This is a genomic window from Paraburkholderia nodosa DSM 21604, assembly GCF_000519185.1.
Lineage (GTDB): Bacteria > Pseudomonadota > Gammaproteobacteria > Burkholderiales > Burkholderiaceae > Paraburkholderia > Paraburkholderia nodosa.
On sequence record NZ_JAFA01000001.1, the window covers coordinates 547,371 to 570,637 of the forward strand.

General features: G+C 59.2%; 18 protein-coding genes and 1 pseudogene. 15 read left to right on the forward strand and 4 right to left on the reverse strand.

The genetic code is table 11. The features are described 5' to 3' along the window. Window positions 1-33: 33 nt before the first annotated feature. From rfbG to A3CW_RS0102470, 10 genes are all read left to right on the forward strand, one after another. Window positions 34-1,110, forward strand: coding sequence for a CDP-glucose 4,6-dehydratase (rfbG, locus tag A3CW_RS0102425; protein WP_028202146.1), 1,077 nt, complete (start codon window positions 34-36; stop codon window positions 1,108-1,110). Then, entirely contained in the window at window positions 1,107-1,958 is an 852-nt protein-coding gene (locus tag A3CW_RS44945; protein WP_051481144.1) for an NAD-dependent epimerase/dehydratase family protein, read from the forward strand. Before rfbG ends, A3CW_RS44945 begins: the two co-directional genes overlap by 4 nt. Further along, window positions 1,955-2,917 carry a glycosyltransferase family 2 protein gene (locus tag A3CW_RS0102435; protein WP_028202147.1) on the forward strand — a complete coding sequence of 321 codons (963 nt, stop codon included), beginning with the start codon at window positions 1,955-1,957 and terminating at the stop codon, window positions 2,915-2,917. The genes A3CW_RS44945 and A3CW_RS0102435 overlap by 4 nt, the downstream gene beginning before the upstream one ends. A 10-nt stretch (window positions 2,918-2,927) precedes the next feature. Beyond that, window positions 2,928-3,707, forward strand: coding sequence for a glucose-1-phosphate cytidylyltransferase (gene rfbF, locus A3CW_RS0102440; protein ID WP_028202148.1), 780 nt, complete (start codon window positions 2,928-2,930; stop codon window positions 3,705-3,707). 130 nt (window positions 3,708-3,837) lie between these two features. Continuing rightward, entirely contained in the window at window positions 3,838-4,863 is a 1,026-nt protein-coding gene (locus A3CW_RS0102445) for a lysylphosphatidylglycerol synthase transmembrane domain-containing protein (protein WP_028202149.1), read from the forward strand. Window positions 4,864-4,876: 13 nt separating this feature from the next. Then, a complete protein-coding gene (locus tag A3CW_RS0102450; protein WP_028202150.1) occupies window positions 4,877-6,196 on the forward strand; it encodes an NAD(P)/FAD-dependent oxidoreductase in 1,320 nt (439 codons plus the stop codon). 101 nt (window positions 6,197-6,297) lie between these two features. After that, entirely contained in the window at window positions 6,298-8,253 is a 1,956-nt protein-coding gene (locus tag A3CW_RS0102455) for a hypothetical protein (RefSeq protein ID WP_028202151.1), read from the forward strand. 237 nt (window positions 8,254-8,490) lie between these two features. Further along, window positions 8,491-9,474 (forward strand): NAD-dependent epimerase/dehydratase family protein, encoded by a 984-nt coding sequence (locus A3CW_RS0102460; RefSeq protein WP_028202152.1) that lies wholly within the window; start codon window positions 8,491-8,493, stop codon window positions 9,472-9,474. Then, window positions 9,471-10,493, forward strand: a complete 1,023-nt coding sequence (locus tag A3CW_RS0102465) for an MraY family glycosyltransferase (protein WP_035512154.1) — start codon at window positions 9,471-9,473, stop codon at window positions 10,491-10,493. Before A3CW_RS0102460 ends, A3CW_RS0102465 begins: the two co-directional genes overlap by 4 nt. 320 nt (window positions 10,494-10,813) lie before the next feature. Next, window positions 10,814-12,697: a polysaccharide biosynthesis protein gene (locus A3CW_RS0102470; RefSeq protein ID WP_028202154.1), complete on the forward strand. Its 1,884-nt coding sequence runs from the start codon at window positions 10,814-10,816 to the stop codon at window positions 12,695-12,697. 41 nt (window positions 12,698-12,738) lie between these two features. On the opposite strand, the gene cysC is transcribed toward A3CW_RS0102470, so the two are convergent. Then, the gene (gene cysC / locus A3CW_RS44950; RefSeq protein WP_245623516.1) at window positions 12,739-13,347 is read right to left on the reverse strand and encodes an adenylyl-sulfate kinase; all 609 of its coding nucleotides are present in this window, start codon (window positions 13,345-13,347) and stop codon (window positions 12,739-12,741) included. Window positions 13,348-13,960: 613 nt separating this feature from the next. On the opposite strand from cysC, the gene A3CW_RS50045 reads away from it, so the two are divergent. Then, window positions 13,961-15,082: an FkbM family methyltransferase gene (locus tag A3CW_RS50045; protein ID WP_161782928.1), complete on the forward strand. Its 1,122-nt coding sequence runs from the start codon at window positions 13,961-13,963 to the stop codon at window positions 15,080-15,082. A gap of 520 nt (window positions 15,083-15,602) precedes the next feature. Here A3CW_RS50045 and A3CW_RS44960 read toward each other — a convergent pair. Beyond that, window positions 15,603-16,871: an O-antigen ligase family protein gene (locus A3CW_RS44960; RefSeq protein ID WP_245623517.1), complete on the reverse strand. Its 1,269-nt coding sequence runs from the start codon at window positions 16,869-16,871 to the stop codon at window positions 15,603-15,605. Between the two features lie 502 nt (window positions 16,872-17,373). Here A3CW_RS44960 and gmd point away from each other — a divergent pair. After that, the gene (gmd, locus tag A3CW_RS0102495) at window positions 17,374-18,408 is read left to right on the forward strand and encodes a GDP-mannose 4,6-dehydratase (protein ID WP_028202156.1); all 1,035 of its coding nucleotides are present in this window, start codon (window positions 17,374-17,376) and stop codon (window positions 18,406-18,408) included. Continuing rightward, on the forward strand, window positions 18,408-19,307 hold the full coding sequence (locus tag A3CW_RS0102500) for an NAD-dependent epimerase/dehydratase family protein (protein ID WP_028202157.1): 900 nt from the start codon (window positions 18,408-18,410) through the stop codon (window positions 19,305-19,307). The genes gmd and A3CW_RS0102500 overlap by 1 nt, the downstream gene beginning before the upstream one ends. Window positions 19,308-19,414: 107 nt before the next feature. Here the strand turns inward: A3CW_RS0102500 and galE are convergent, their stop codons facing one another. After that, window positions 19,415-20,446 carry a UDP-glucose 4-epimerase GalE gene (gene galE, locus A3CW_RS0102505; RefSeq protein WP_028202158.1) on the reverse strand — a complete coding sequence of 344 codons (1,032 nt, stop codon included), beginning with the start codon at window positions 20,444-20,446 and terminating at the stop codon, window positions 19,415-19,417. Between the two features lie 32 nt (window positions 20,447-20,478). After that, the gene (locus tag A3CW_RS0102510; protein ID WP_407669685.1) at window positions 20,479-21,654 is read right to left on the reverse strand and encodes a glycosyltransferase family 4 protein; all 1,176 of its coding nucleotides are present in this window, start codon (window positions 21,652-21,654) and stop codon (window positions 20,479-20,481) included. Window positions 21,655-22,399: 745 nt separating this feature from the next. Here A3CW_RS0102510 and A3CW_RS0102515 point away from each other — a divergent pair. Together A3CW_RS0102515 and A3CW_RS0102520 are read left to right on the forward strand one after the other, a co-directional pair. Continuing rightward, a pseudogene (locus A3CW_RS0102515) lies at window positions 22,400-22,621 on the forward strand (UDP binding domain-containing protein); the annotation flags it as partial. Further along, a partial coding sequence (locus A3CW_RS0102520) for a PfkB family carbohydrate kinase (RefSeq protein ID WP_081771491.1) occupies window positions 22,593-23,267 on the forward strand: 675 nt, incomplete at its 3' end. The pseudogene A3CW_RS0102515 and the gene A3CW_RS0102520, both read left to right, overlap by 29 nt.

A 23,267-nucleotide genomic window follows, 5' to 3' on the forward strand; every position in this document is an offset into this window, starting at 1 on the left:
AGTACTATTACTACTAGGATATGCCGAATACCGATGGGAACGAATACTTTTGAAGCAGCGTTGGCCGGCAAGAAAATTCTTGTGACGGGGCACACCGGTTTCACAGGAAGCTGGGTGTGTCTGTGGTTGCAGATGATCGGCGCGAGGATCTCCGGCTACTCGTTGCCACCGGAAACTTCGCCATCCTTGTTCACAGCGGCAGGTCTCGACAAGGAAATCGCAACGACGCATGCCGATATCGTCGATTACGACCGTCTGCTCGAGGCAGTTTCTTCGTTTGAGCCGGATCTGATCCTGCATCTTGCTGCACAGCCGTTGGTACGCCGTTCCTACCGCGAGCCAGTGAGGACCTTCCTGGTCAATGCACAGGGGACGGTCAACGTGCTGGAGACTGCACGCTCAGTCAAGAGCGTGAAGGGTGTTCTGTGCATTACGACGGACAAGGTCTACAAAAACAACGAGTGGGCCTGGTCATATCGTGAGAACGATCCGCTTGGTGGAAAGGATCCCTATAGCGCGTCGAAAGCGGCAGCGGAAATGGTTATCCAGAGCTACGCGGCATCGTACCCGTGGTCCGAAGGCAAGGGCCCTGCGATCGCGACTGCGCGTGGCGGCAACATCATCGGTGGCGGTGACTGGTCCGAAGATCGTTTGATTCCGGATTTCGTCCGTGCTGTCGTGGGCAACGAAACGCTCACGCTCAGATTTCCGAACGCCACGCGGCCGTGGCAGCACGTGCTTGCACTCGTGCACGGCTATCTCATGATCTTGGCCGGATTGGTGTCTGAGAATCCTGGTAAGGTTGCGCAGGCCTGGAACCTCGGGCCGCACGACGTCACGCAATACCCGGTGCGCGAAGTGCTCGAATTGATGAGCGACTGCTGGCAGCGGCCCCAACTGCAATATTTGAACGATCCGCTTCCTGAGGCGCAAGCATTGGCACTGGACAGTGGCCTCGCGCGGAATCAGTTGGGCTGGCGGCCGGTTTGGGATACGGCGGAATCCGTGCGTCAGACCTCGGCGTGGTATAGCAACTTCTACGCGAATCCCGCTGCGGCTCGTGCAATTACGGAAGACCAGATCAACGCCTGGCGGGCGGCAATCCAGTGAAACGGATTTATCTGATCGGCGCGCGAGGGCGGCTAGGGCAGGCTATCGCCCGCGAATACGCTGACGCGGACGTCGTCATACTGGACCGGTCGCTCTATGAGGCGTGGTCGAGGGACGGTGCGGAGCGCGAGATCACGCGGTATTTTGAGCGTCAGGCAGGCGAGTCGCTCATCTTCGTGACATCGGGGTTGCTCGATCCGCGTTTGCCGGCGGAGTCGCTCCAGGGTGTCAATTTTCACCTCCCAAAGAATCTGATCGCCGCAGTATCGCCGCTCGGTATGCGAGTCGTCACGTTCGGCACCGTGATGGAAGCTTTCCCCGGAGCGCAGAATGCCTATGTGGAAAGCAAGCGGCGCTTGAACGAGTACGTGAACACTTCGGTTCGCGCCGGCGGTACAGCGTTGCATCTACAAATTCACACGCTATACGGGTTGGGTGCGCCGACTCCGTTTATGTTTCTCGGCCAGATCCTGGACGCCATTCGTCGTTCCGCTCCATTTCCAATGACATCGGGGCGACAATTGCGCGAGTATCACCATCTCGAGGATGAGGCGCGTGCTATCCGATGGCTGGCCGAATCGACGGCGAGCGGAACGATTGCGTTGAGCCATGGCAGCGCTCTTACCCTAAGAGACATTGCGGTATCCGTATTTGAAGGACTGGGAAAAAGCGAGCTACTGAAAGTCGGCGCCATTGCCGATCCTGTTGAAGAGAACTTTGAAAGAATCTTTGAGCCAGTGTTGTTACCCGCTGCGATCAAGTTTCGTGAATCGCTGCCAGCGATCGTTGAGTATATGAAATCATGCTTGTCGGAAAAACCCAATCAGACGGAAGGGCTTGGTCAATGACGAACAAGCGGCACCTCATCTCTATCTCTATTCCGGTGCTCAATGAAGAGGGGAATATCGAGACGCTGTACGGCCGCCTCTGCGCTCTGGCCGACAAGATGGCCAACCGGTGTGACCTCGAATTTGTTTTCTCTGACAATCATTCCGACGACCGGACATGGTCTCTGTTGTCGCGTCTTGCCGAACGCGATAGCAGGGTGCGGGCGATTCGATTCTCCAAGAATTTCGGTTTCCAGCGCTCGATTCTGGCCAACTACATGCATACGCGTGGCGATGCGGTGATGCAGGTCGACGCGGACTTGCAGGATCCGCCGGAGATGCTCGAGGAGTTCTACGAGAAGTGGCGCAGTGGCTATCAGGTCGTATACGGCGTGAGAAAGGCGAGGCCAGAAGGCGTCTTGCTTCGAGCATTCCGCAAAGTTGGCTATTGGGTGATCGACAAGATCAGCGAGCATCCGATACCGAAGGATGTTGGCGATTTTCGTCTGATCGACAGGAAAATCGTCAATCTGCTTGTGAAGGTCAAGACGGCGAGTCCGTACTTGCGCGGCACGATTGCGGGGCTGGGTTTCAACCAGACCGGTATTCCCTATGATCGCGACGCGCGAACTGCAGGCAAGAGCAAGTTCAATGTTGGGCGATTGCTGCGGCTCGGCCTGACGGCTGTATTCAACCATTCCACCGTGCCTCTGCGGGCGGCATCGTTTGTCGGTGTGCTGATTCTGCTAGTCAGTCTGGTGGGCGCGCTTTATTACGTCTTTCTAAAGCTCTCGCATCCGTCGTTGCCACAGGGCCTTGCCAGCATTCACATACTCGTGTTGTTTGGCATTGGGTTGAATGCATTTCTGCTGGGAATCATCGGCGAGTATATTTTGAGAGTCTACCTGGTGCTCCGTGCCGATCCCGTCGCTGTTGTTGAGCAGAGTCTCAACATGCAGTCCACTGAATTGAAGCTTTGACAGGAATATTATGAAAGCGGTTATTCTTGCTGGTGGTTTTGGAACGCGTATTGCCGAGGAGTCCGATACCAAGCCGAAGCCCATGGTGGAGGTCGGCGGGAAGCCTTTGCTGTGGCACATCATGAAAACGTATGCTCACCACGGCATCAATGATTTCGTGATTTGCCTTGGCTACAAGGGTTACGTAATCAAGGAATTCTTCTTCAATTACTACCGGCACATGTCGGATATGGTCATCGATCTGAAGACCGGTGATCATCAAATTCTCAGCAACCATGCAGAGGATTGGCGCATCACGCTGGTCGACACGGGTCCCGATACCATGACGGGCGGTCGTCTGAAGCGCGTGGCGCCGTACGTCGATCAGGAGACGTTCTGCCTCACATATGGCGATGGTCTGTCCAACATCGACATCGGCGCGGAAATCGAATTCCATCGTGCGCATGGAAGGCTTGCGACCGTAGCCGCCGTGCAGCCTCCCGGTCGATTCGGTGTGTTGAACATGTCTGGTTCGAGGCAGGTGACCAGCTTCGAAGAGAAGCCCAACGACGAGATTGGCTGGATCAATGGCGGGTTCTTTGTCCTGGAACCCGGCGCGATTTCGTACATCGATGACGACCAAACGTCGTGGGAACGAGCCCCGCTTTCGAATCTCGCGAAGGACGGGGAACTGGTCGCGTTTCAACATAGCGGGTTCTGGCAGCCGTGCGATACGCTGCGTGACAAGCGGGAACTTGAAGCATTGTGGTCGGCGGATCGCGCGCCGTGGCGCGTCTGGGAAAAGGCGTAGGCTTTGACGCGCGCCTCGGCGTGAAAGGGCGATGATGCGTGACAGGTGGTTCCCGCGAATCCAGGCAACTGTTGCCCGTCTAAGCCCCCTTATGTACGTCACTATGTAACAACTGCCTTATTGCAAGAAAATGGCTAAAGATTCGCCCGCTGCGGGCCGTTCGAAGAAAAACTATGCGCGACAGGCAATAGGATTAGGGATATCCGTTGTTTGTCTGGTGCTTGTTTTTCGGAAGGTGGACATCGACGAGATCAAGACTGCCGTCGAGAATTTCCATTGGCACTATTTTGCGCTTGGCATGGCCGCGCTCGCGTTCGATTACACCATCCGCATCGTGCGTTGGGCAGTGATGTTGCGCGCCGGTGGGGCGGTGATTTCCGCAAGGAGTTGTGCCGCGCCATTCCTCGGGTCGATTACGCTGAACAACGTTTTGCCGTTTCGGGCGGGCGATGTCATTCGAGCACTCGTTTTCCCGGCCGCGCTTGGCGTAAGCCGCGTGACCGCGACCGCGAGCCTGCTGTTCGAGCGGCTGATTGACATGCTGACGTTGCTTGCCTGTTTGGGTGTCGGCGTGCTTGCAAGCTCGTCGGCCACGATTCCAGAGTGGCTGCAGAGGACCGTGTTCTTGCTCGCGGTAGTCGGCTGCACGCTGCTTTTCGTGATCGCGGTGCTCAGCGGCCGTGCAGTCAAGGTGCTTGCGTATGTCGAGGCCCGCGTCGCGAGTAAAAGCGAAAAATTGGCGAAAGTGATTGCCACGGTTTCTGGCCTGGTCGGCAGCACTGGGGCCATGTCGCGATTGAGCGTGCTGCTCGTCGTGACCGGCTTGTCCGCTTGCATCTGGATTGGTGAAACCGGGCTTTTTTGGTCGATCCTGCACGGTTTGAATATCGACGTGGATTTCCCGGCCGCGCTCATGATCATGGCGGTGACGACGCTATCGACGTTGGTGCCATCATCGCCGGGATATGTTGGACCGTTCCATTTTGCTGCGTACTCGATGGCGGTCGTATTCGGAAGCTCGGCTCCGGCAGCGGCCAGTTTCGCGGTTCTGGCGCATCTCTCACTGTGGATCCCGACGACGGTCGCCGGCGGGATTGCAATTCTGCTCAACCCGTCTCTTTTTCAGCGACGTAACGCCGTAGAAAACACTTTTTGAATTGGATCAGGTAATGCACGATCAATACGACGTTGTAATTGTCGGCGCTGGCTTTACGGGTTTGGCGGCCGCTCTGGATCTCTCTCGCGCGGGACGCAAGGTTCTGGTGCTCGAGAAAGACAATAGCGCAGGTGGCCTTGCGGGAACCTTTGAGTTCGACAACGGTGTCACCGTAGAGAAGTTCTACCATCATTGGTTCAACAACGATGACTACATTCCGGAGATCGCGCGCGAGCTCGGCGTGGAGGACCTGATCGTAACGCAGCCGTCCCGTACGGGCATGTACTTCAACGGCCGCCTGTGGCGCCTGTCGACGCCGCTCGATCTGCTCAAGTTCAAGCCGCTTTCCATTATTGACCGCATCCGGCTTGGACTTCTCGTCTTCAAGGTGCGCAAGATCCGTGACTGGAAGGAGATCGAGCACCTCTCCATTCGGGAATGGCTCGAGCCGCTCTGCGGGAAGAGCGTATTTCGAATCGTCTGGCAACCGCTGATCGAATCGAAGTTCTCCGTTTATGCCGACGCGGTCAACGCCGTCTGGTTCTGGAAAAAACTGGTGCTCAGAGGCAGTACGCGAGACAAGCAGGGCGGTGAACAATTGGCCTATTTCCGTGGCGGATTTGGCCGGTTGGCGCAATTCATGGCTGATGCAATCATTAAGGCTGGCGGCGAGATCCAATACGGCGTCGATGTGTCCGGCGCCAACGTCAAGGACGGCAAACTTCTCTCGCTGAAGACCTCGGAAGGGGAAATCTCGGCGACGCAGTTTCTGTTCACGCCGTCGTTCCCCATCATTGCGGACATCCTCAAAGACGTGGCTAGCCCCGGTTGGCTGCAGTCGCTTCAACGCGTCAAGTACCTCGGCAATATGTGTCTGGTGCTGCAACTGGATCGCAGCCTGTCGGATACATACTGGCTCAACGTGAACGATCCCGGCTTTCCGTTTGTCGGCGTGATCGAGCACACGAACTTCGACCCGCCGGAAAATTACCAGGGCAAGCACCTCGTTTTCGTGTCGCGCTACCTCGCGACGCAGGATCCTGTCTGGAGCTTTAGCGACGATCAATACTTGGATTTTGCCGTCAAGCATCTTCAGCGCATGTTCCCAGAAATGAAAAAGTCGTGGGTCCAGGATGCGAAGGTTTGGCGTGCGGAATATGCGCAACCGGTCACCGAGCGCGACTATTCGAAGTATGTCCCGTCCGCCGAAACGCCGTTCTCGAATGCGATGATTTCAACGATGGCGCAAATTTATCCGGAAGACCGGGGGACGAACTACGCGGTGCGGGAGGGCAAGTCTGCCGCGGTGAAGATCAATGAACTGCTCGCTTAAAGAGCGCAGAACTGACTACCCTCTTGCTTGGGCTGCCAAGGAAGAGTGGCAGATCGCAGAATCTCGCTAGACGCTCGGCTGATTAGCCGATGAACCTCCCGATGAACTATCGACAACGTACACTGCAAATTCTGATCGCGCTCGTGTTTGGCGTGCTTCTCTATCTTCACTTTTGGGACTCCATTTTTTCTCAAAATGCCGACTTGGCTCATCACTATGCACTGGTTGCGCGTCTGGCAGAATTCGGCGATTTGCCGCGTGTGGTGGATCCCTCTCTCGGCGAGATGCAAATCTATCCGCGATTGAGTCACCGGTTTGCGGCTGTTTTGGGCGGTTTTTGGGGCTCGCCTCTTGCCGGTATGCAAATCGTGTTGTTGTTGTCCATGTCGGCGCTGTGGGCGGCAATTGGATGGATGCTCTGGTCCCAGCCGTCGCGCCAAGCTCGTCGGTCAACGCAGGTCGCGCTGCTTGCGTTGGTCATCGGCGGATTCTTCTTGGACGTCGATTTGTGGGGGCATGAAGTCGTTGGTTCATACTTCTACGCGCAGTTTGTTGCGCAGGCCGCTGTGCTTGTGATCTTGGCAATCTCGCTGTCGCTTTCCCAGGCAGGTTGGTCACGTTTTGCCATATACGGACTGCTGATCGTCGGAATCTTTGTTGTCGAGCTTATGCATTTGCTGCCGGCACTGGAGTTGCTCGGCTTTTTGGGTTTGCTCGTGGCTTTTGACCAGCTTTGGCAAGCACGCAGGTGGGATGCACGAACTCTGTTTGCAAGAGCTGCATTCGCAGTTGCCGCGCTGCTCGTGGTTGTTTTGAATCCCGTGTTCAGAACAATGGCGACGATAAGCGAAAACAACGGTTCACTGCCCTTGACATTCATTCCCAACCACTTCGCCCTTCAAGCGCTCGTGCTGATCACAATCGCATCGTCGGTGGTGGGGATGCGGTATTGGATCCGGTTGAAGGATCCGGAGCGGCAGCGGGAGCAGTTGGTAATCAAGTATTTCGCCATACTTGGTCTCTCGATTTCGACACTTTGTTTTCTGCAAATGGTGGTGCTCGAGATCGGGAGTGGGTCCGAATACGCTTGCCGCAAGTATGCATTCGGATTGTGGACGGTCTTGATTGTCAACGTCTCCTTGTTGATGGGGTGCCATTCAGGCTCGAACGGGGAGTCAAGCTCAACTGTTCGATCGATAAGGACTATTTTTGACTACGGTGCTGTGGGCCTGTTAATGGTTGTTGCCGCTCTTGCGATTTTTCCTCGGCACAAATCTGTTTCGCTGGCTCACCTGATGTCGCTGGAGCGGCAGATGGAGGCCGTCAAGGTGCGCGAGCCGGCGATACCGGTAGGGACGTCCACGTACGTGCTTCAGCTTCCCGGCGAGTCGCCGGTGATTGACTATATGTTTTCGGTTGGCGTGTTCAAGTCGGAAAGATCGGACAATACGCTCGATATTTTGTATGGCCGGGATTTGTCGCAGTTGAACAAAATCGGGATGGTTATTACCGTTAAGGATAAGTCTCGATATGACATGCCGGCATGCCGCTTGCCTTCGGCTGACCCCGTATATGCGTTCATTGACGGTATGTGCTACGCGAAGACTATTGCGACGCGCGATACCTGTCACGGGGAAATGAGTCTGACAAATTCTCACTTTTCGCAAGGCATCACAGAAGGCTTTGCTTCACCAGAGGACCAAGGCACGTGGACGAATGCCAAAGTCGCTACTTTTCACTGTGAGATGCCTGACCGTGGTGCTGAGTATCCGAATTCAGTCCGGATTTCTGGCTTCGCCTTTGTTCCCGCCACTCACGTCCAGCATGTGAGCATTTCCGTGAACGGCGGCGATGCCCAGGAGTTCGTCTTTGATAGCGGCAAACCAGAGCAATCGATAGTTCTTGCCGTACCGAAGGGGGCTTCAGGCATACGGATTAAGTTCCTGCTGCCGGATGCCGTGTCGCCCAAAGCCATGGGGTTGTCGACTGACCCGCGCGTACTTGGCTTCTATCTAAAGTCGATTCAAGTTCTGAAGACGGATGGGCGACCGATTTAGAGCGTGGTAGGTGCATGAAATATTGTGCGCGCGAGGACGGGCAGGTGCCGTAAATTTGTGCAACGGCGCCACCAATCATCGCGAGGTAACTCGAGCGACCTACGGTACTGCCATATCTGGGGCTATGCTTTACCTTGCCTGTATTCTCCTGTGGATTCCATTCGCTACGAACGGTTTGGCACCTTTCGCGCTTCTGGGCCACATTTTTGCTTACCGCAGTACCCGGAGCCAACACAAATGCATGTCGTGGTTACGGGCGCGAACGGCTTCGTGGGCCGCGCCCTCTGCCATACGCTGGTCGATAACGGATACCGTGTAACCGGTATCGTCCGCCGTGCCGGCACGGCACCGACTGGTGCCGTTGAATCGGTCCATACAACTCCAGATTTCGCTGATATCGACACGCATTGGCCCGCGCAGTCCGGCGATGTCGACTGTGTCGTGCATCTTGCCGCGCGCGTGCACGTCATGAATGAAGCGGAGAGCGACGAGACGCAGCGAGCCTTCAATGCGACCAACGTCGAAGGCACCCTGCGCGTCGCGCGCGCCGCGCAGCGCCATGGCGTGGGGCGTTTCATCTACGTGAGCAGCATCAAGGCAATCGCGGGGAGCGGGGGCACGCGCGAACCGCTGCGAGAAGACGCGCTCGCGCAACCCGATGACGCCTACGGCCGCTCGAAGCTTGCGGCGGAACGGTCATTGGCCGAGCTGCGCAGCGAGACGGGACTCGATGTCGTGATCGTACGGCCACCACTCGTCTATGGCCCGGACGTCGGCGCCAACTTCCGCAAGATGCTCGATACCGTCTGGCGCGGGACACCCTTGCCGTTGGGCGCCGTGGATGCCCAGCGCAGCCTTCTGTTCGTCGACAATCTGGCCGACGCGCTCATGCATTGCGCATCGGACGCACGCTCAGAAAACGGTTGTTTTCATCTGGCAGACGATGTCGCGCCTTCCGTCGCGGACCTGCTGCGTGCCATTGGCAGGCATCTCGGCCGACCGGCACGGCTCATACCAGTGCCCGTGTCGCTTCTCAAACTCGCCGGCAGGCTCACGGGAAGAACCGCGCAAATCGAGCGTCTCACCGAAAGTCTGGTTCTCGATGCATCCGCGATCCAGCGACAGTTGTCGGGCTGGCACCCGCCGTACACGCTGGACGAGGGACTGCGGGCGACGGCCGACTGGTATCGCGCATGTCGCAAGGAGCAGGGGCGGGCATGAGGGAGGTTTTTGACGTAATCGCAACATCCGGTTGGATCGTGCTGCTTACGGCCGCGGCATCGGCTCTGGCAAGTTTTCTGATCCTTCGGGGCTTGCTTTCGACCGGTCTCGCCTGGCGTATCGCGACGGATGTGCCGAATCATCGCTCGCTTCACGTCAAGCCGATTCCGCGCGTGGGCGGTTGGGGGATCGTACCGATCGGCCTCGCGGCGCTGTTATGGCACGCATCACAGATGTGGTTGCTCGCGGCGGGAGCGGCGGCGCTCGCCTTGGTGTCGCAGATCGACGATCGTCGCGATTTGCCCGCGCGCATCCGGTTTGCCGTCCATTTCGCAGCAGTGGTCGCGCTGGTCGTCATCTGGCCGGCCGACGCACCTTGGTGGCTGCTCGCAGGCATCGGCTTCCTGATGCTCTGGCTGATCAACCTGTACAACTTCATGGACGGCGCTGATGGCCTCGCGGGCGGCATGGCGCTGTTTGGTTTCGGCGCTTACGCGGCGGCGGCTCTGGCCACAGGGCATCCCTCGCCAGCGTTGGCACAGGTGGGTGCCGCCCTCGCCGGGGCAGCACTCGGCTTCCTGTTCCTCAATTTTCACCCTGCGAAATTGTTCCTGGGTGACGCCGGTTCGATCACGCTCGGCTTTCTGGCGGGCGCACTCGGCTACTGGGGCTGGCGCGGCGCCGTCTGGCCGCTTTGGTTTCCAGCCTTTGTTTTTTCCCCGTTTATTGCGGATGCGTCGATTACATTGCTGAGGCGCGTGTGTCGTGGGGAAAAATTCTGGCAAGCGCACCGGGAGCACTACTATCAACGCATGGTGCGCTCGGGCATCGGTCACAGCCGCACCGCAATCTACTGGTATGCCGTGATGTTTGCCGGTGTCATCGTCGCGCTATGGGCGCTGGGGCGGCCGATGTGGGAGCAATGGCTGATTTTTGCGGCGTGGTACGGCGTTCTGGGGGGCTGTGCCGTCGTCGTGGATATGCGTTGGCGAAGCTTTCAGAATTCTAACGAGAAATAGCTGGTCTCCGTGGTTGATTCTTCCCTTTAAATGCTGACGCATCTGTAACACGGCTGAGACGTTTGTTTCTTCAGGGAAATTCCTGCGGCGCATTGCAAGCATTAAGATCAGTGCGCGGTGCGCTCCGATCGTTTGGTACCTCGTCAGGCTTGCGGGCATAATAACTGCTGCGGCGCCGCGGCATGGAGCGGGTCCCTGTGGCAGCAATGGCCAAGTTTAGGTGCGTGGTCTGGAGATTTGCCTCCCGGGAGATCGTCATCGATCTTCACAGGGCAGGCTCCCCAGAATCTGACGCGAAATAATTTCGAGGTTTGCCGCCAATGTTGCGATCCAAGGCATCTTGGTTGTCGTTCGGTGTTTTCTTCTTCGACATGCTGGCCGCAGTGGCGGCATGGCTCGTCGCGTACGTCGTCCGCTTCAACGGTGAAATTCCGGGTCCCTTTTTTAAGGGCGCATGCGTTGCGCTCTTCTGGGTCCTTCCCGTCTACGGCGCGATGTTTCGCACCTTCGGCTTGTACCGTGGCTTGTGGGTATTCGCGAGCCTGCCCGATCTGATGCGCATCGCGAAGGCGATCGTGGTCGGTGCGCTCGTCGTGATGATCGGCGCGGTCATGTTTCAGCCGAAACCGATCATTCCACGCTCAGTCCTCCTGCTTACGCCGATGCTGCTGTTCCTCGCGATGGGCGGCGCGCGAGCGATCTATCGGGCCAGTAAAGAGTTCTATCTGTACGGCGGCCTTGTCGGTCGCGGTAAACCTGTGCTTATCCTCGGTGCGGGGGGCGCGGGCGCGAGCCTCGCGCGTGAGTTGTCGCGCTCGGGTGAATGGCGCCTGGTCGGTCTGCTCGACGACGACGTCGCGAAGCGGGGCCGCGAGATCTATGGCTACAAGGTCCTCGGCACGATCGATGAGATCGCGCACTGGACGGAGACGCTCAAGGTCGAGCATGTGATCATCGCGATCCCGTCCGCGCCCATGGAGACGCAGCGACGCCTCGCTACGCTCTGCGTGCGCCTTGGCGTCAAGGCGATGGTCTTGCCTTCCCTCACGGCCCTGATGCCTAGCCAGGGTTTCCTTTCCCAGATTCGCCAGATCGACCTGGAAGACCTTCTTGGCCGTGAAGCGGTCAACATCGACACCGCCCACGTCGAGGCGCTGCTGCGAGACCGCGTGGTGATGGTCACGGGCGCGGGTGGCTCGATTGGCTCCGAACTCTGCCGCCAGATCCTGAAGTTCCAGCCCGCACAGCTCATCGCGTTTGACTTGTCCGAGTACGCGATCTACCGCCTCACCGAAGAGATCCGTGAGCGCTTTCCCGACCAGGCGATGATCTCGTTCATCGGCGATGCGAAGGACTCGCTGCTGCTCGACCACGTCATGTCGCGTTACGCCCCGCATATCGTCTTCCACGCGGCGGCATACAAGCATGTGCCGTTGATGGAGGAACTCAACGCATGGCAGGCCTTGCGCAACAATGTACTTGGCACGTATCGCGTCGCGACCGCGGCGATTCGCAACAACGTGCGCCATTTCGTGCTGATCTCGACTGACAAGGCCGTGAATCCGACCAACGTCATGGGCGCGAGCAAGCGCCTCGCCGAGATGGCGTGCCAGGCGCTGCAGCAGACGAGCGAACGCACACAGTTCGAGACTGTTCGCTTTGGAAACGTACTGGGTAGCGCGGGGAGTGTCATCCCGAAGTTTCAGCAGCAGATTGCGAGGGGCGGTCCCGTGACCGTCACGCATCCCGAGATAACCCGCTTTTTCATGACGATTCCCGAGGCGGCGCAGCTCGTGCTTCAGGCATCGAGCATGGGGCAGGGCGGCGAGATCTTCATTCTCGACATGGGCAAGCCCGTCAAGATTGTCGATCTGGCGCGTGACCTGATCCGTCTTTATGGCTTTGCCGAAGATCAGATCCGTATCGAGTTCAGTGGCTTGCGTCCCGGCGAGAAACTCTATGAGGAGTTGCTGGCCGATGACGAAATGACCGCGCGTACGGCGCACCCGAAGCTGCGCATCGCGCGGGCGCGCGAGGTGCCGGTCAATCTGCTGGACGAACTGTTGCCGTGGCTGATGCAGCACCGGGTCCCTGGCGACGACGAAGTGCGCCGAGACCTCCGGCGCTGGGTGCCCGAGTACCAACCGTCGAGCGTGTCGAAGCTCCAAAGTGTGAGTGGAACGTCGGTGAGAGCCGCTGGCTGATACCGGAAGCGAAGCCGCAAAAGCGCCTCGCCGGACATTGCTTATTTTCCACCGATGCCCGCGCGAAGATTGGCGACCTTGAGCGATCGTTCTCTGACGCGGCCAATCGCAAATTGGCGGTCGCGCACCAGGTAATCGACGATATGGTCGACACAAGTTTCGACCGAATTGTCTTGCGTGTGCAGTGTGAGATCGGGATGAGCCGGCGCGTGATAGGGTGAAGCGATACCAGTGAACTGTGCGATCTCACCGCGGCGGGCGCGTTGATATAGCCCTTTGGGGTCGCGCTTTTCGCAAACTTCGAGCGGCGTGTCGACAAACACTTCAACAAACGCAGAGTCGCCAACGATGCGCCGTGCATTTTCCCGGTGCTCGGGCTCGGGAGAAATGGTCGCCGTGACGGCTATAAACCCCTCATTGCAAAACAGCGCCGCCACATGGGCCACGCGCCTGAGATTTTCCGTGCGCTCTGCGGCGCTAAAACCAAGATCTGAATTGAGGCCCGTACGCAGCACGTCGCCATCGAGCATCGTCGCTCGAAAGGCAAACGTTTGCAGTCGACTGACCAACGCGCGCGCGACGGTCGACTTGCCCGCTCCGGACATGCCGGTGAGCCAGATGACAACTCCAGCCGACGTTGCTGTATTCACTTCTTGCCGCCTCGATCAACGTAAACCTGATTCGCATTCTAACGTTTCGAAGCAGTTCTTGTAACGCGGATGTAATAAGCTGCAACAAAATCGCAGGCTTGTAACTTTAGGTAATGAGTGGCTTGAGAGGGGGAAACTGCGGTGTCCCCGTCCCCTTGTTGGCAATGACTGAAAAGGCCCCCCTAAATACTGGCAATCGTGGTGCCCGGCTTGGGCACGACCGATGGTTTGGTCATGGATATGCCGCAACGATTCTGATTCGCGCGGACGTTGCAAACGACTACTGCATGCCGTATAGACCGATAGAGTTATTCGCCGACGATAGCGTTGGAGCCGTCACCTCTTACTTCTACGAACAACACCGGAGCATCGATAGGCGTGTGGGTTGAGGGCGGCACAATTTTAGCGGTCTCACTCGGGCAGAAACGGTTGGTCTACATACAGTCACTATTATGTGTTGCCGCGAGGCAAGAGCATTGTCGTGATGCACTCTGTCTCGCCGAGCGAGGCGTACACGGGGTATTGACCCGGAATCTTGCTGATGTCACGATGTTCCCGCCTTACCTAGTGGTAGGCATGCGTAATAGATGAAAACCTTTTGAAGGATCTATTCGTGACACAGCAAGACATTGCCATCGGGGCCAAGCATTATTCGATATCTGCTGACCAGGACTACTGGAAGCATCTGGGCGTGCGGTTCGAGCCAAATACGACCGCACTTCTGCAGTGCCTCAGTAGCGACGACTCCAGGATTCTCGACATCGGCGCGAACGTTGGCTTGACCGGCATTCTTTTCGGCCAGTTGGCGGCGCGCGGTAAGGTCGCCGCAATCGAGCCGGTGCCGGGGGCCTTCAGGCTTCTCGAAAGCAATCTGGCAAGCGCCGGGTATCAAAATGTCAGCACGTTCAACTTCGCTCTTGGCAATGCTGAGGGGGAGGTGGTCATGCAGGGCAATCCGAACAATCTGTCCGGCTCCTTCGTCGTCAGCGCACACAGCATTAACGATGGGTTTCACTTCCGCCAGGCTGTGAAACTGCACAAGCTTGACGGTGTTTTTGATACCCTAGGTCTCGATCGTTTGGACCTGATCAAGATCGACGTTGAAGGGTACGAGCTTGATGTTCTGGAGGGAGCTGCGCGGACGCTGGCCAGATACCGGCCGATCGTCACACTCGAGATGAACCACGTCGCGCTCAATCTATGGCGCCACATGTCGCTCCCCGCGTTCCGAGCGCGCCTGCTAGAGATCTTCCCGTACGTCTACGCCGTGAACGAAGGCAGCTACTTGGATTTCCGGGACGAGAAACACGCGCATGACGTGCAGTTCCGGCATCTGACGAGTTGGCAATTTATGGACCTCGTAGCTGGGTTCGACGAAGCTGCCTTGACGAGCCGCCTTAACCGTCTTGCAGACATCCGCCAGACCAACGAGCTCGACTACGCGACCGCTCATCCTCCCGCAATTGTGCCGCCGGCGCCTGAAATGGTGCCCAAGGAAGCTCTGGACGATGCCAGAAATCGGGTTGCCCAACTCGAAATAGAGCTGGCTTCGACGCAGGAACAAATCTCCAAAATGGTGCCCAAGGAAGCTCTGGACGATGCTAGAAATCGAGTTGCCCAACTCGATATAGAACTGGCTTCGACGCGGGAACGAATCTCCAGCATGGAGCACTCGCACAGCTGGATGGTGACCGCCCCCCTGCGCAGTGTCAGGAAAATACTCAACAGGCAATAGGTCGATTGAATATCCGGGCAAAGCCGCCTTCGGGCGGTTTTTGTTTTGTGGGTGGCAAGATACTGATCGATCATGGGCCACCGGAGGAATGAACGCTCTCCGCAAATGCAGCGGAGTCGGGAGCGGCTCGCGCTGGCTTTCGCCATGACAAAGGGCTTGGGCCCAATCGAACCGATGCTTGAAATTGCGCACGACAAGACTGCTACAAGATGTGGCTTCCAGATTCTTGTCGCTGTAGATGGGAGCGTCAGACAACGCCGGTTCGACGACTGGTCTACGTTGTTGCTGCAGGCGACTAGCGCCCATAGGCCGAACTTCGGCGCTCGGTAGGCTCGGCGCTGCCGTTTCGAGAGGGTGTCGGCCCGACCGGCGCGTGCGTGCCTGCCCAATGTTGAGAGCAATTTCACCGTGGGTAAGATCGATGAAATTTCAGTCGAAAATATCACCGAGGTAGTCGTGGGCTTTTGCAAAGCGCAAACTGCCCAAAACCAAACTGATACAAAACTCCAGACAGTTCGCCCTACAACCACTCGGATTTAACATCCGACCGTTCCGTAATCGCCGCGAGGACGGCCAGCATGGTTGCGTAGAAAGACACCGTGCTCTTCAGGTCGAACGTCTCGACGGTCAGCCCAAAGACGAAAAACATCAGGACAAAGGACAGGCCCATGAGCGCCGTGCGCCGCGTTGTCCTCGATTCGGACTTGAGCTTCGCCGCGAAAAAGACCGCGGGCACAATGTAGATCGCGAGCAGCGCGAGTCCGCCCACAATGCCGTAGTTGGCCATGTAGGCGAGCAACTGATTGTGCACTTCGCCTTCGCCAAACGCCGCCGCCTTGGGAGTGAGCGCGCCTTTTTGAGCCATCGAGGTCATCTTGTCGCGGAACCCGTCGCCACCGAGGCCCAGCACCGGATGTTCGGCGATCAGCGTGGACGCTGCCTCATAGAGTTGCAGGCGGATGCCAACCGACGTGTCGCGGTGGCCCTGCGCGTATTGCGTTAGGTCGGATGACACGTCGCCAACGCGCTCGCGTACTGTCCCCGAGAGCCCGTACACAAGCCCGAGCAGCAGCGCGACAGTCACCGGCATCAGCACCTTCCAGTGAAGTGGCTTCCCGCGGCCGAGTTCCCACACGATCAGTACGGCAACGAGAGGGATCGCAGCCCAGCCACCACGCGAGCCCGACAGCAGCGAAGCGGCAAGGCCGGCAAACAGGCCCGCGAACTTGAGCGCACGCATGAACGTCGAGTCCTTGCGCCACCAGTTCAGCGCAATCGCCGACAGCACGCCGAGCGCGACTGCGAGATCGCCGAAATGGATCGGGTTCAGGAACGCGCTGCCGATGCGTCCGTCGCCCCAATCGCGCGGCAGGATGACCGCGATCACGAGCGAGGAGAGCGCCCCCAGCGTAAAGGAGAGGTCCGCCCAGGCGAAGGTCCGCAGCGGCGCGCGCCGCAGCGCGAGAAAGATCGGGACTGCAAGCAGGAACCGCGAGGGCGAATCCCAGGTGCGGAGCAATGGATGGTCGTGCGAGAGCGTGCTGAGCGCCACGGCGGCAACAGGGGCGCACAGTGCAATGCACAACGCCAGCCCGAGACGGTCGGGACGCGTGTAGCCATACGGCGCGCCAGCCGGCCGCCAGCACAACGCCACCAGGGCTATGACACCCGCGCCGATCGATACGGCGCTCGAGGCGCCCTGCACGAGCATTGCAATAGAGGGAAAGCCAAGCAGGAAAGCCGCGGTCAGCCAGTCGCCGGGCTCGGTGCGTCGGGAGTCAATCTTCACTGCTGTCTGCATCGCTACACTGCTCTTGTCGGTAAGGGCGGGACTGACTACGTCTCCCGCATTACGTCCCCAATTCGCACCCTCTCGGTTACGAAGTATGACGGGAAACCTACCATTGTACGCACACATTCTCCCCGCTCGCGTTTTCCCCAAAAAATGCGCACGTCAGGACGGATAGCGTGCTCAAATAAGGGGGCGAATGCCCGTCGAGCTTGACATAAGCCTGCGCGCGCTCCAGGATCGCACCTCCCGAGAGCAAGCTGCACAAGAATAAATAATATGCGGACGCGGGAAGGCTCAAGCGCTCCGAATGCGCTTGGCCGCCGTGCGGGCAAGGTGAGCAATCAGAATTTTGCAAGGCACTTCGATTCGCCCATGGGCAAAAGGGCGCCGATGATGAACCTGCGCGCCGCAATTTGAATCTCGGATTAATCGATGTTTCAAAACCGCTCACGAAGAACCTGCGCATGGCATCATTCGCATACTTGAGGGAAAGAACATCGTGAAATCAGCAATCATTACTGGCATTACCGGCCAGGACGGTGCCTATCTGACGGAGCAGCTTCTAGAAAAGGGCTACGTCGTCCACGGCACTTATCGCCGGACGAGTTCCGTCAACTTCTGGCGTCTCGAAGAGCTTGGCGTCGCGCATCATCAAAATCTGCGCCTCGTCGAGCACGATCTGCTGGACGCGGGCAGCTGTATTCGCCTGATGGAGCGTGCGCAGCCCGACGAGGTCTATAACCTCGCTGCGCAAAGCTTCGTTGGCGTGTCGTTCGAGCAGCCGGCGCTCACCGCGCAGGTGACCGGAGTCGGCGCGCTGAATCTGCTCGAGGCGCTGCGCATCATCCATCCGAAGGCGCGCTTCTATCAAGCCAGCACGTCGGAGATGTTCGGCAAGGTACAGGCTATTCCTCAGACGGAATCGACGCCGTTCTACCCACGCAGCCCGTACGGCGTCGCCAAGCTCTACGCGCACTGGATCACGGTGAATTACCGTGAAAGCTACGACATGTTTGCGTCGAGCGGCATTCTCTTCAATCACGAATCGCCGCTGCGCGGCCGCGAGTTCGTGACGCGCAAGATCACCGATTCGCTAGCGAAAATCAGCCTCGGCCAGCTCGACGTGCTCGAACTCGGCAACCTCGACGCACAGCGCGACTGGGGCTACGCGAAGGAATACGTGGAAGGGATGTGGCGCATGTTGCAGGCCGATCAGCCCGATACTTATGTGCTCGCAACCAACCGCACGGTAAGCGTGCGCGATTTCGTCAACGCAGCGGCGAAGTGTCTTGGCATCGAGATCGAATGGCAAGGCACCGCGGAAAACGAAATCGGACGTGATCGCAAGAGCGGCAAGACGATCGTGCGCGTGAATCCTACGTTCTATCGTCCGGCCGAAGTCGATCTGCTCATCGGCGATGCACAAAAGGCGCACGACGAGCTTGGCTGGGCGCCGAAAACGTCACTTGAAACACTGTGCCAGATGATGGTCGAAGCGGATGTCGCGCGTAACAAGAAGGGGACGTCGTTCTGATGGCTTCAGTGCTGATTACAGGAGCCGAGGGCTTCACCGGGCGTTATGTTGCTCAGGCATTGCGCGCGCGCGGCCATCAGATTTCGAGTCTCGTACGACGCTGTGATGAGCCCAAACCTGACGTGTACGCGTGCGATCTTCAGGACCGCGCGGGGCTCGCAGAGGTGGTGGCGCGTGTGCGTCCGGACTGGGTCGTGCATCTGGCCGCCATCTCGTTCGTCGGGCACGGCAATCCAGGGGAAATTTACGCGACCAACGTCGTGGGATCGCGCAATCTGCTCGAGGCGCTCGCCGCGGGCGAAAAGAAACCTTCGGCGGTGCTGCTTGCAAGCAGCGCGAACATTTATGGCGCGGGCCCGCTAGGCCTGCCGATCCCGGAGACGGCGCCGTATCACCCCGCGAACGACTACGCCGTGAGCAAGGTCGCGCTCGAATACATGGCGCAACTCTGGACGGACCGGTTGCCGATCATCACGGTGCGCCCGTTCAATTGCATCGGCGTTGGCCAGTCGCTGAGCTTTCTTGTTGCGAAGATGGCGGATCACTTCCGTCGGCGCGCGCCGGTCATCGAGCTGGGCAATCGCGATGTGGCTCGCGACTTCTCCGATGTGCGCTGGGTGGCTGATGTGTATTGCAGGCTGCTCGAGAAGGCGCCAGTCGGCGAAGTGTTCAACGTGTGTTCGGGCCATGCGGTCACGCTCACGCACGTGCTGCAGACAATGTCCACGATCACCGGTCACGATATCGAAGCGCGGACCAATCCCAACTTTGTGCGTGATCACGAGGTGAAATCGCAGTGCGGCGATAACCACAAGCTGTTGAGCGCCATCGGGCAGCTCGATGCGCCGACACTCTACGACACCTTGCACTGGATGTTGTCCGATAGCGACGCCGCCTGAAAGCGGCGGGCATTCTGCCAGCTACCGTCGCGTCGCGCCGAGGTACTGCGCTCGTGTCATCCTTTGCAGCCGCGCCTGCCCGAAAAGCAGTGCGGCTGCATTCAGCCTTACTCAAACCCCCGCGGATTCTTCTCCTGCCAGCGCCAGTGATCCACGCACATGCGCTCGATCCCGAACTCCGCCTTCCAGCCGATGACGTTTTCCGCCGCGACCGGGTTCGCATAGCACTCGGCGATGTCGCCGGGCCGGCGCGCCACGATCTCATAGGGCACCGGCCGCCCTGAGGCCTGTTCGAACGCCTTCACGACTTCCAGCACGCTATAGCCGCGCCCCGTGCCTAGATTAACGACGAGGCCTTCGCCACGCGAGGCAAGCGCATCGAGCGCCTTGAGGTGGCCCTTCGCGAGATCGACCACGTGAATATAGTCGCGCACGCCCGTGCCGTCCGGGGTCGGGTAGTCGCCGCCGAACACGCGCAGCTTTGCGAGTTTGCCCACGGCCACTTGCGCAACGTATGGCATGAGGTTGTTCGGAATGCCCGCCGGATCCTCGCCGATCAGCCCGCTTTCATGCGCACCCACCGGATTGAAATAGCGCAGCACGGCAATGCGCCACTCCGGGTCCGAGATCGTGACGTCGCGCAGAATCTGCTCGGCGATGAGCTTCGACTGGCCGTAGGGATTCGTTGCCGAGAGCGGAAACGTCTCGTCGATCGGCGAGCGTTCTGGCATGCCGTACACGGTGGCCGAAGAGCTGAACACGAACTGCTTCACGCCGTGCTGGCGCATGACGTCGAGCACCACGAGCAGGCCGTCGACGTTGTTGCGGTAATACTCGATCGGCTTCGCCACCGATTCGCCCACGGCCTTGAGCGCCGCGAAATGGATCACGCCGGTGATGCGGTGCGCTTCGAAAATACGCGAGAGGGCGGCGGCGTCGCGCACGTCGGCTTCGTAGAACGCCACGGGCTTGCCGCTGATCTGCTCGACGCGCTTGAGCGATTCGCTGCTGCTGTTCACGAGATTGTCGATGGCGACCACCTCATAGCCGCCATTGAGCAGCTCGACGCAGGTATGCGAGCCGATATAGCCCGCGCCGCCGGTGACGAGGATGGTGCCCTTTGAGTTCGTCGCAGTCATGCCGTGTTCGTTCCCGTGAAATCCAGACTCGATCAAAAAGTCGACCCGGTGATTTCCCGGATCAGTTCCCGGTAGCGTTGTACCACAACGCGCTCATCGAATTCTTTCTCGATTTTTTTCCGGCCCCGTCCGGCCATGGCGGCGCGCGCCGGCCCGTCGAGGTCCAGCATCCGCGCGAGGCTGGCGGATAGCGAGGCGGCGTTACGCGCTTCGCACAGCAGGCCGTTCACGCCGTCGGTAACCACTTCGCGGCAGCCGGGCACGTTGGTGGCCACGATCGGGCGGCCCATCGCACTCGCTTCCATCAGCGTGCGCGGCACGCCCTCGCGGTACGAGGGCAGCACGACGCAATCCGCATCGGCGATAAAAGGGCGCACATCGGCCGTTTCGCCCAGATATTCGATCACGCCTTCGCGTTCCCAGGCGGCGACTTCTTCCCGCGAGATCGCGCTCGGGTTGTCCACGCCCACCGGGCCGAGCAGCTGGAAGCGTGCGTGCGGATAGCGCGCGCGCAGCGTGCGTGCGGCCTCGACGTACTCGCCCACGCCCTTGTCCCATAGCAGCCGGCCGATCAGAACGAACGCAAATTGTGCGCGCTCGGGCAGCGACGTGAAGGGGAAATCGTCGAGATCGACGCCTTCCCCGTGCAGCAGCCTCGCGCGTTCGGGATGCGCGAGGAGATTGCCATCCTTGAAGGCGGCTTCGTCGTCGCGATTGAGGAACCAGACTTCGCGAGGGAAGCGGAACGCGAAACGATACAAGCGCTTGGCGACCTGCGCGGCGCGGCTCTTCTGGATGAACACGTAGCCGAGGCCTGTTGTGACCGCCACCGAAGGCGTGCGCGCGAGCCAGGCGGCAATCGATCCATAGATGTTCGGCTTGATCGTGTAGTGGAACACGACGCCCGGCTTGAGCGCGCGATAGTGGCGATAGAGCGCCACGAGCGTGCGCAGGTCGTCGAGCGGATTCGTGCCCTTCGAGGCCACTGGCAGTTCGACACAGCGGCAGCCCATGGCGGCGAGCGGCTCGAACGTGCGGTCGCGCGGCGCGATCACGGTGACACGTGCGCCGCTTTGTGTCAGCGCAAGCAGGAGACCCCGGCGGTAGGTGTATATCGCCCATGCGGTGTTGCAGACGACGGCGATGTGAAGCGACTGAGCGCGTGAAACGGGGTTCGGCGCGCTTGCCGCTGAGTGGTCGTTGAAAATCACGTGCGCGAGAGTGGTGCTGCTAGAAGAGAAGTGGATGACAAGTTCGGGCGAACAGGCAGTGTACCGGCAAAATCTCCCGCGAACACACGCTGCGCGACACGTGCCTTCGAGGGGGCGCGCCTAGGTGATACCGGATAGAGCGGAGCATCTCGTGGAAAGTCTCCGAGCGATGCCGCGTTGCGCGGGGAATCACGTTGCTCGCTGCTTTTAGCGTTGAGTGGAGTCGTTCGCTCTAGCCGGAATCGATGAGGAAACGCGCCATATAGAGGTTCGTCGCTTTCTTGAGTTAATTGCTGTGTTCGCGCTTTCCCGAGTATCGCGGGCATACTGACCTGCTGGTCGCATCGCTGATGCAACGGATTTCAATCACGAGATCGTTGAGGCTTAGATGGTAAAGAAGCGGTGCCGCGTAAGTCCCTGAACTGAGACGCTGCCTTCGCGTCTTCAACTAAAAATGTTTGTCCGCTTGACATCGTGGAATTTCTCTGAAATTGTGCGGGCGTTGGATTGCTGTGTGACCAATTCGCATTTGGGAACGCACACTTTGATCTCGCTGCATATACAATTCCCGTCTTCGTTCGAGTCGAGGCACCGTTTCGCCTTGGCAGAGCCGAGCCAGCTGATCGCGATCTCATCGGCTTCATGGAGGTTGATTAACTCGTCGCGAGCACTGCTGGCGGCGTCTTTGATGTCTCATCATGAAGCCGACGGAACAGTACGCGCACGGAAGCTTGTGCTCGACGCTCGGCTCATGTTCGCATCGAGCCAGGACGACGCGCTGGTGATCGTCACCGAATGGACCGCCTTCAAGGCGCCTGATTTCGCGCATTTGAAGAAGGTGCTCAAGGCGCCGCGGATCTTCGACGGACGCAACCTTTACGAGCCCGACGCCATGGCGGAGCTCGGCATTGACTATCATTCGATTGGGCGGCCCCATGTCAATCTCGCAAACTCCGCAGCCTGAAGGCGCACCCGTCGCCGCGCTTGCCGCGGCCATCGCACCCGAAGTGCGCGTCGTGCCACGCGAAAAGCTCGCGACCTCGCGCGTGCTGGTGGTGGGCGACGTCATGCTCGACCGCTACTGGTTCGGCGACGTCAACCGTATCTCGCCGGAAGCGCCGGTGCCGGTCGTGCATGTGAAGCGCAAGGAAGACCGCCTGGGCGGCGCCGCGAACGTCGCGCGCAACGCCGCGGCGCTCGGCGCGCATGCGGGCCTCCTGTGCGTGGTGGGCCACGACGAGCCCGGCGAGCGCATCGTCGAGCTGCTCGACGAAAGCAACGTGAACGCGTATCTCGAGCGCGATCCCGCGTTGCCGACCACCATCAAGCTGCGCGTGCTGTCGCGCCAGCAACAGCTGTTGCGCGTGGACTTCGAAAACACGCCCGCGCACGAGATCCTGCTCGCCNGCCTCGCGCGTTTCGACGCGCTGCTGCCCACGCACGACGTGATTCTGCTCTCCGACTACGCCAAGGGCGGCCTCACGCACGTCACGCAGATGATCGCGAAGGCGCGCGCCGCGGGCAAGGCGGTGCTCGTCGATCCCAAGGGCGACGACTGGGAGCGCTATCGCGGCGCGAGCCTCATCACGCCGAACCGCGCGGAGTTGCGC

What these genes read in the sequence shown, in the direction of transcription:
- A3CW_RS0102455 (WP_028202151.1), top strand. Translation starts at nt 6,298, where the DNA reads ATGAACTATCGACAACGTACACTGCAAATTCTGATCGCGCTCGTGTTT.
- A3CW_RS0102435 (WP_028202147.1), top strand. Translation starts at nt 1,955, where the DNA reads ATGACGAACAAGCGGCACCTCATCTCTATCTCTATTCCGGTGCTCAAT.
- rfbG (WP_028202146.1), top strand. Translation starts at nt 34, where the DNA reads ATGGGAACGAATACTTTTGAAGCAGCGTTGGCCGGCAAGAAAATTCTT.
- A3CW_RS0102500 (WP_028202157.1), top strand. Translation starts at nt 18,408, where the DNA reads ATGGCTTCAGTGCTGATTACAGGAGCCGAGGGCTTCACCGGGCGTTAT.
- rfbF (WP_028202148.1), top strand. Translation starts at nt 2,928, where the DNA reads ATGAAAGCGGTTATTCTTGCTGGTGGTTTTGGAACGCGTATTGCCGAG.
- A3CW_RS0102460 (WP_028202152.1), top strand. Translation starts at nt 8,491, where the DNA reads ATGCATGTCGTGGTTACGGGCGCGAACGGCTTCGTGGGCCGCGCCCTC.
- A3CW_RS0102450 (WP_028202150.1), top strand. Translation starts at nt 4,877, where the DNA reads ATGCACGATCAATACGACGTTGTAATTGTCGGCGCTGGCTTTACGGGT.
- A3CW_RS0102470 (WP_028202154.1), top strand. Translation starts at nt 10,814, where the DNA reads ATGTTGCGATCCAAGGCATCTTGGTTGTCGTTCGGTGTTTTCTTCTTC.
- A3CW_RS0102465 (WP_035512154.1), top strand. Translation starts at nt 9,471, where the DNA reads ATGAGGGAGGTTTTTGACGTAATCGCAACATCCGGTTGGATCGTGCTG.
- galE (WP_028202158.1), bottom strand. Translation starts at nt 20,446, where the DNA reads ATGACTGCGACGAACTCAAAGGGCACCATCCTCGTCACCGGCGGCGCG.
- A3CW_RS0102445 (WP_028202149.1), top strand. Translation starts at nt 3,838, where the DNA reads ATGGCTAAAGATTCGCCCGCTGCGGGCCGTTCGAAGAAAAACTATGCG.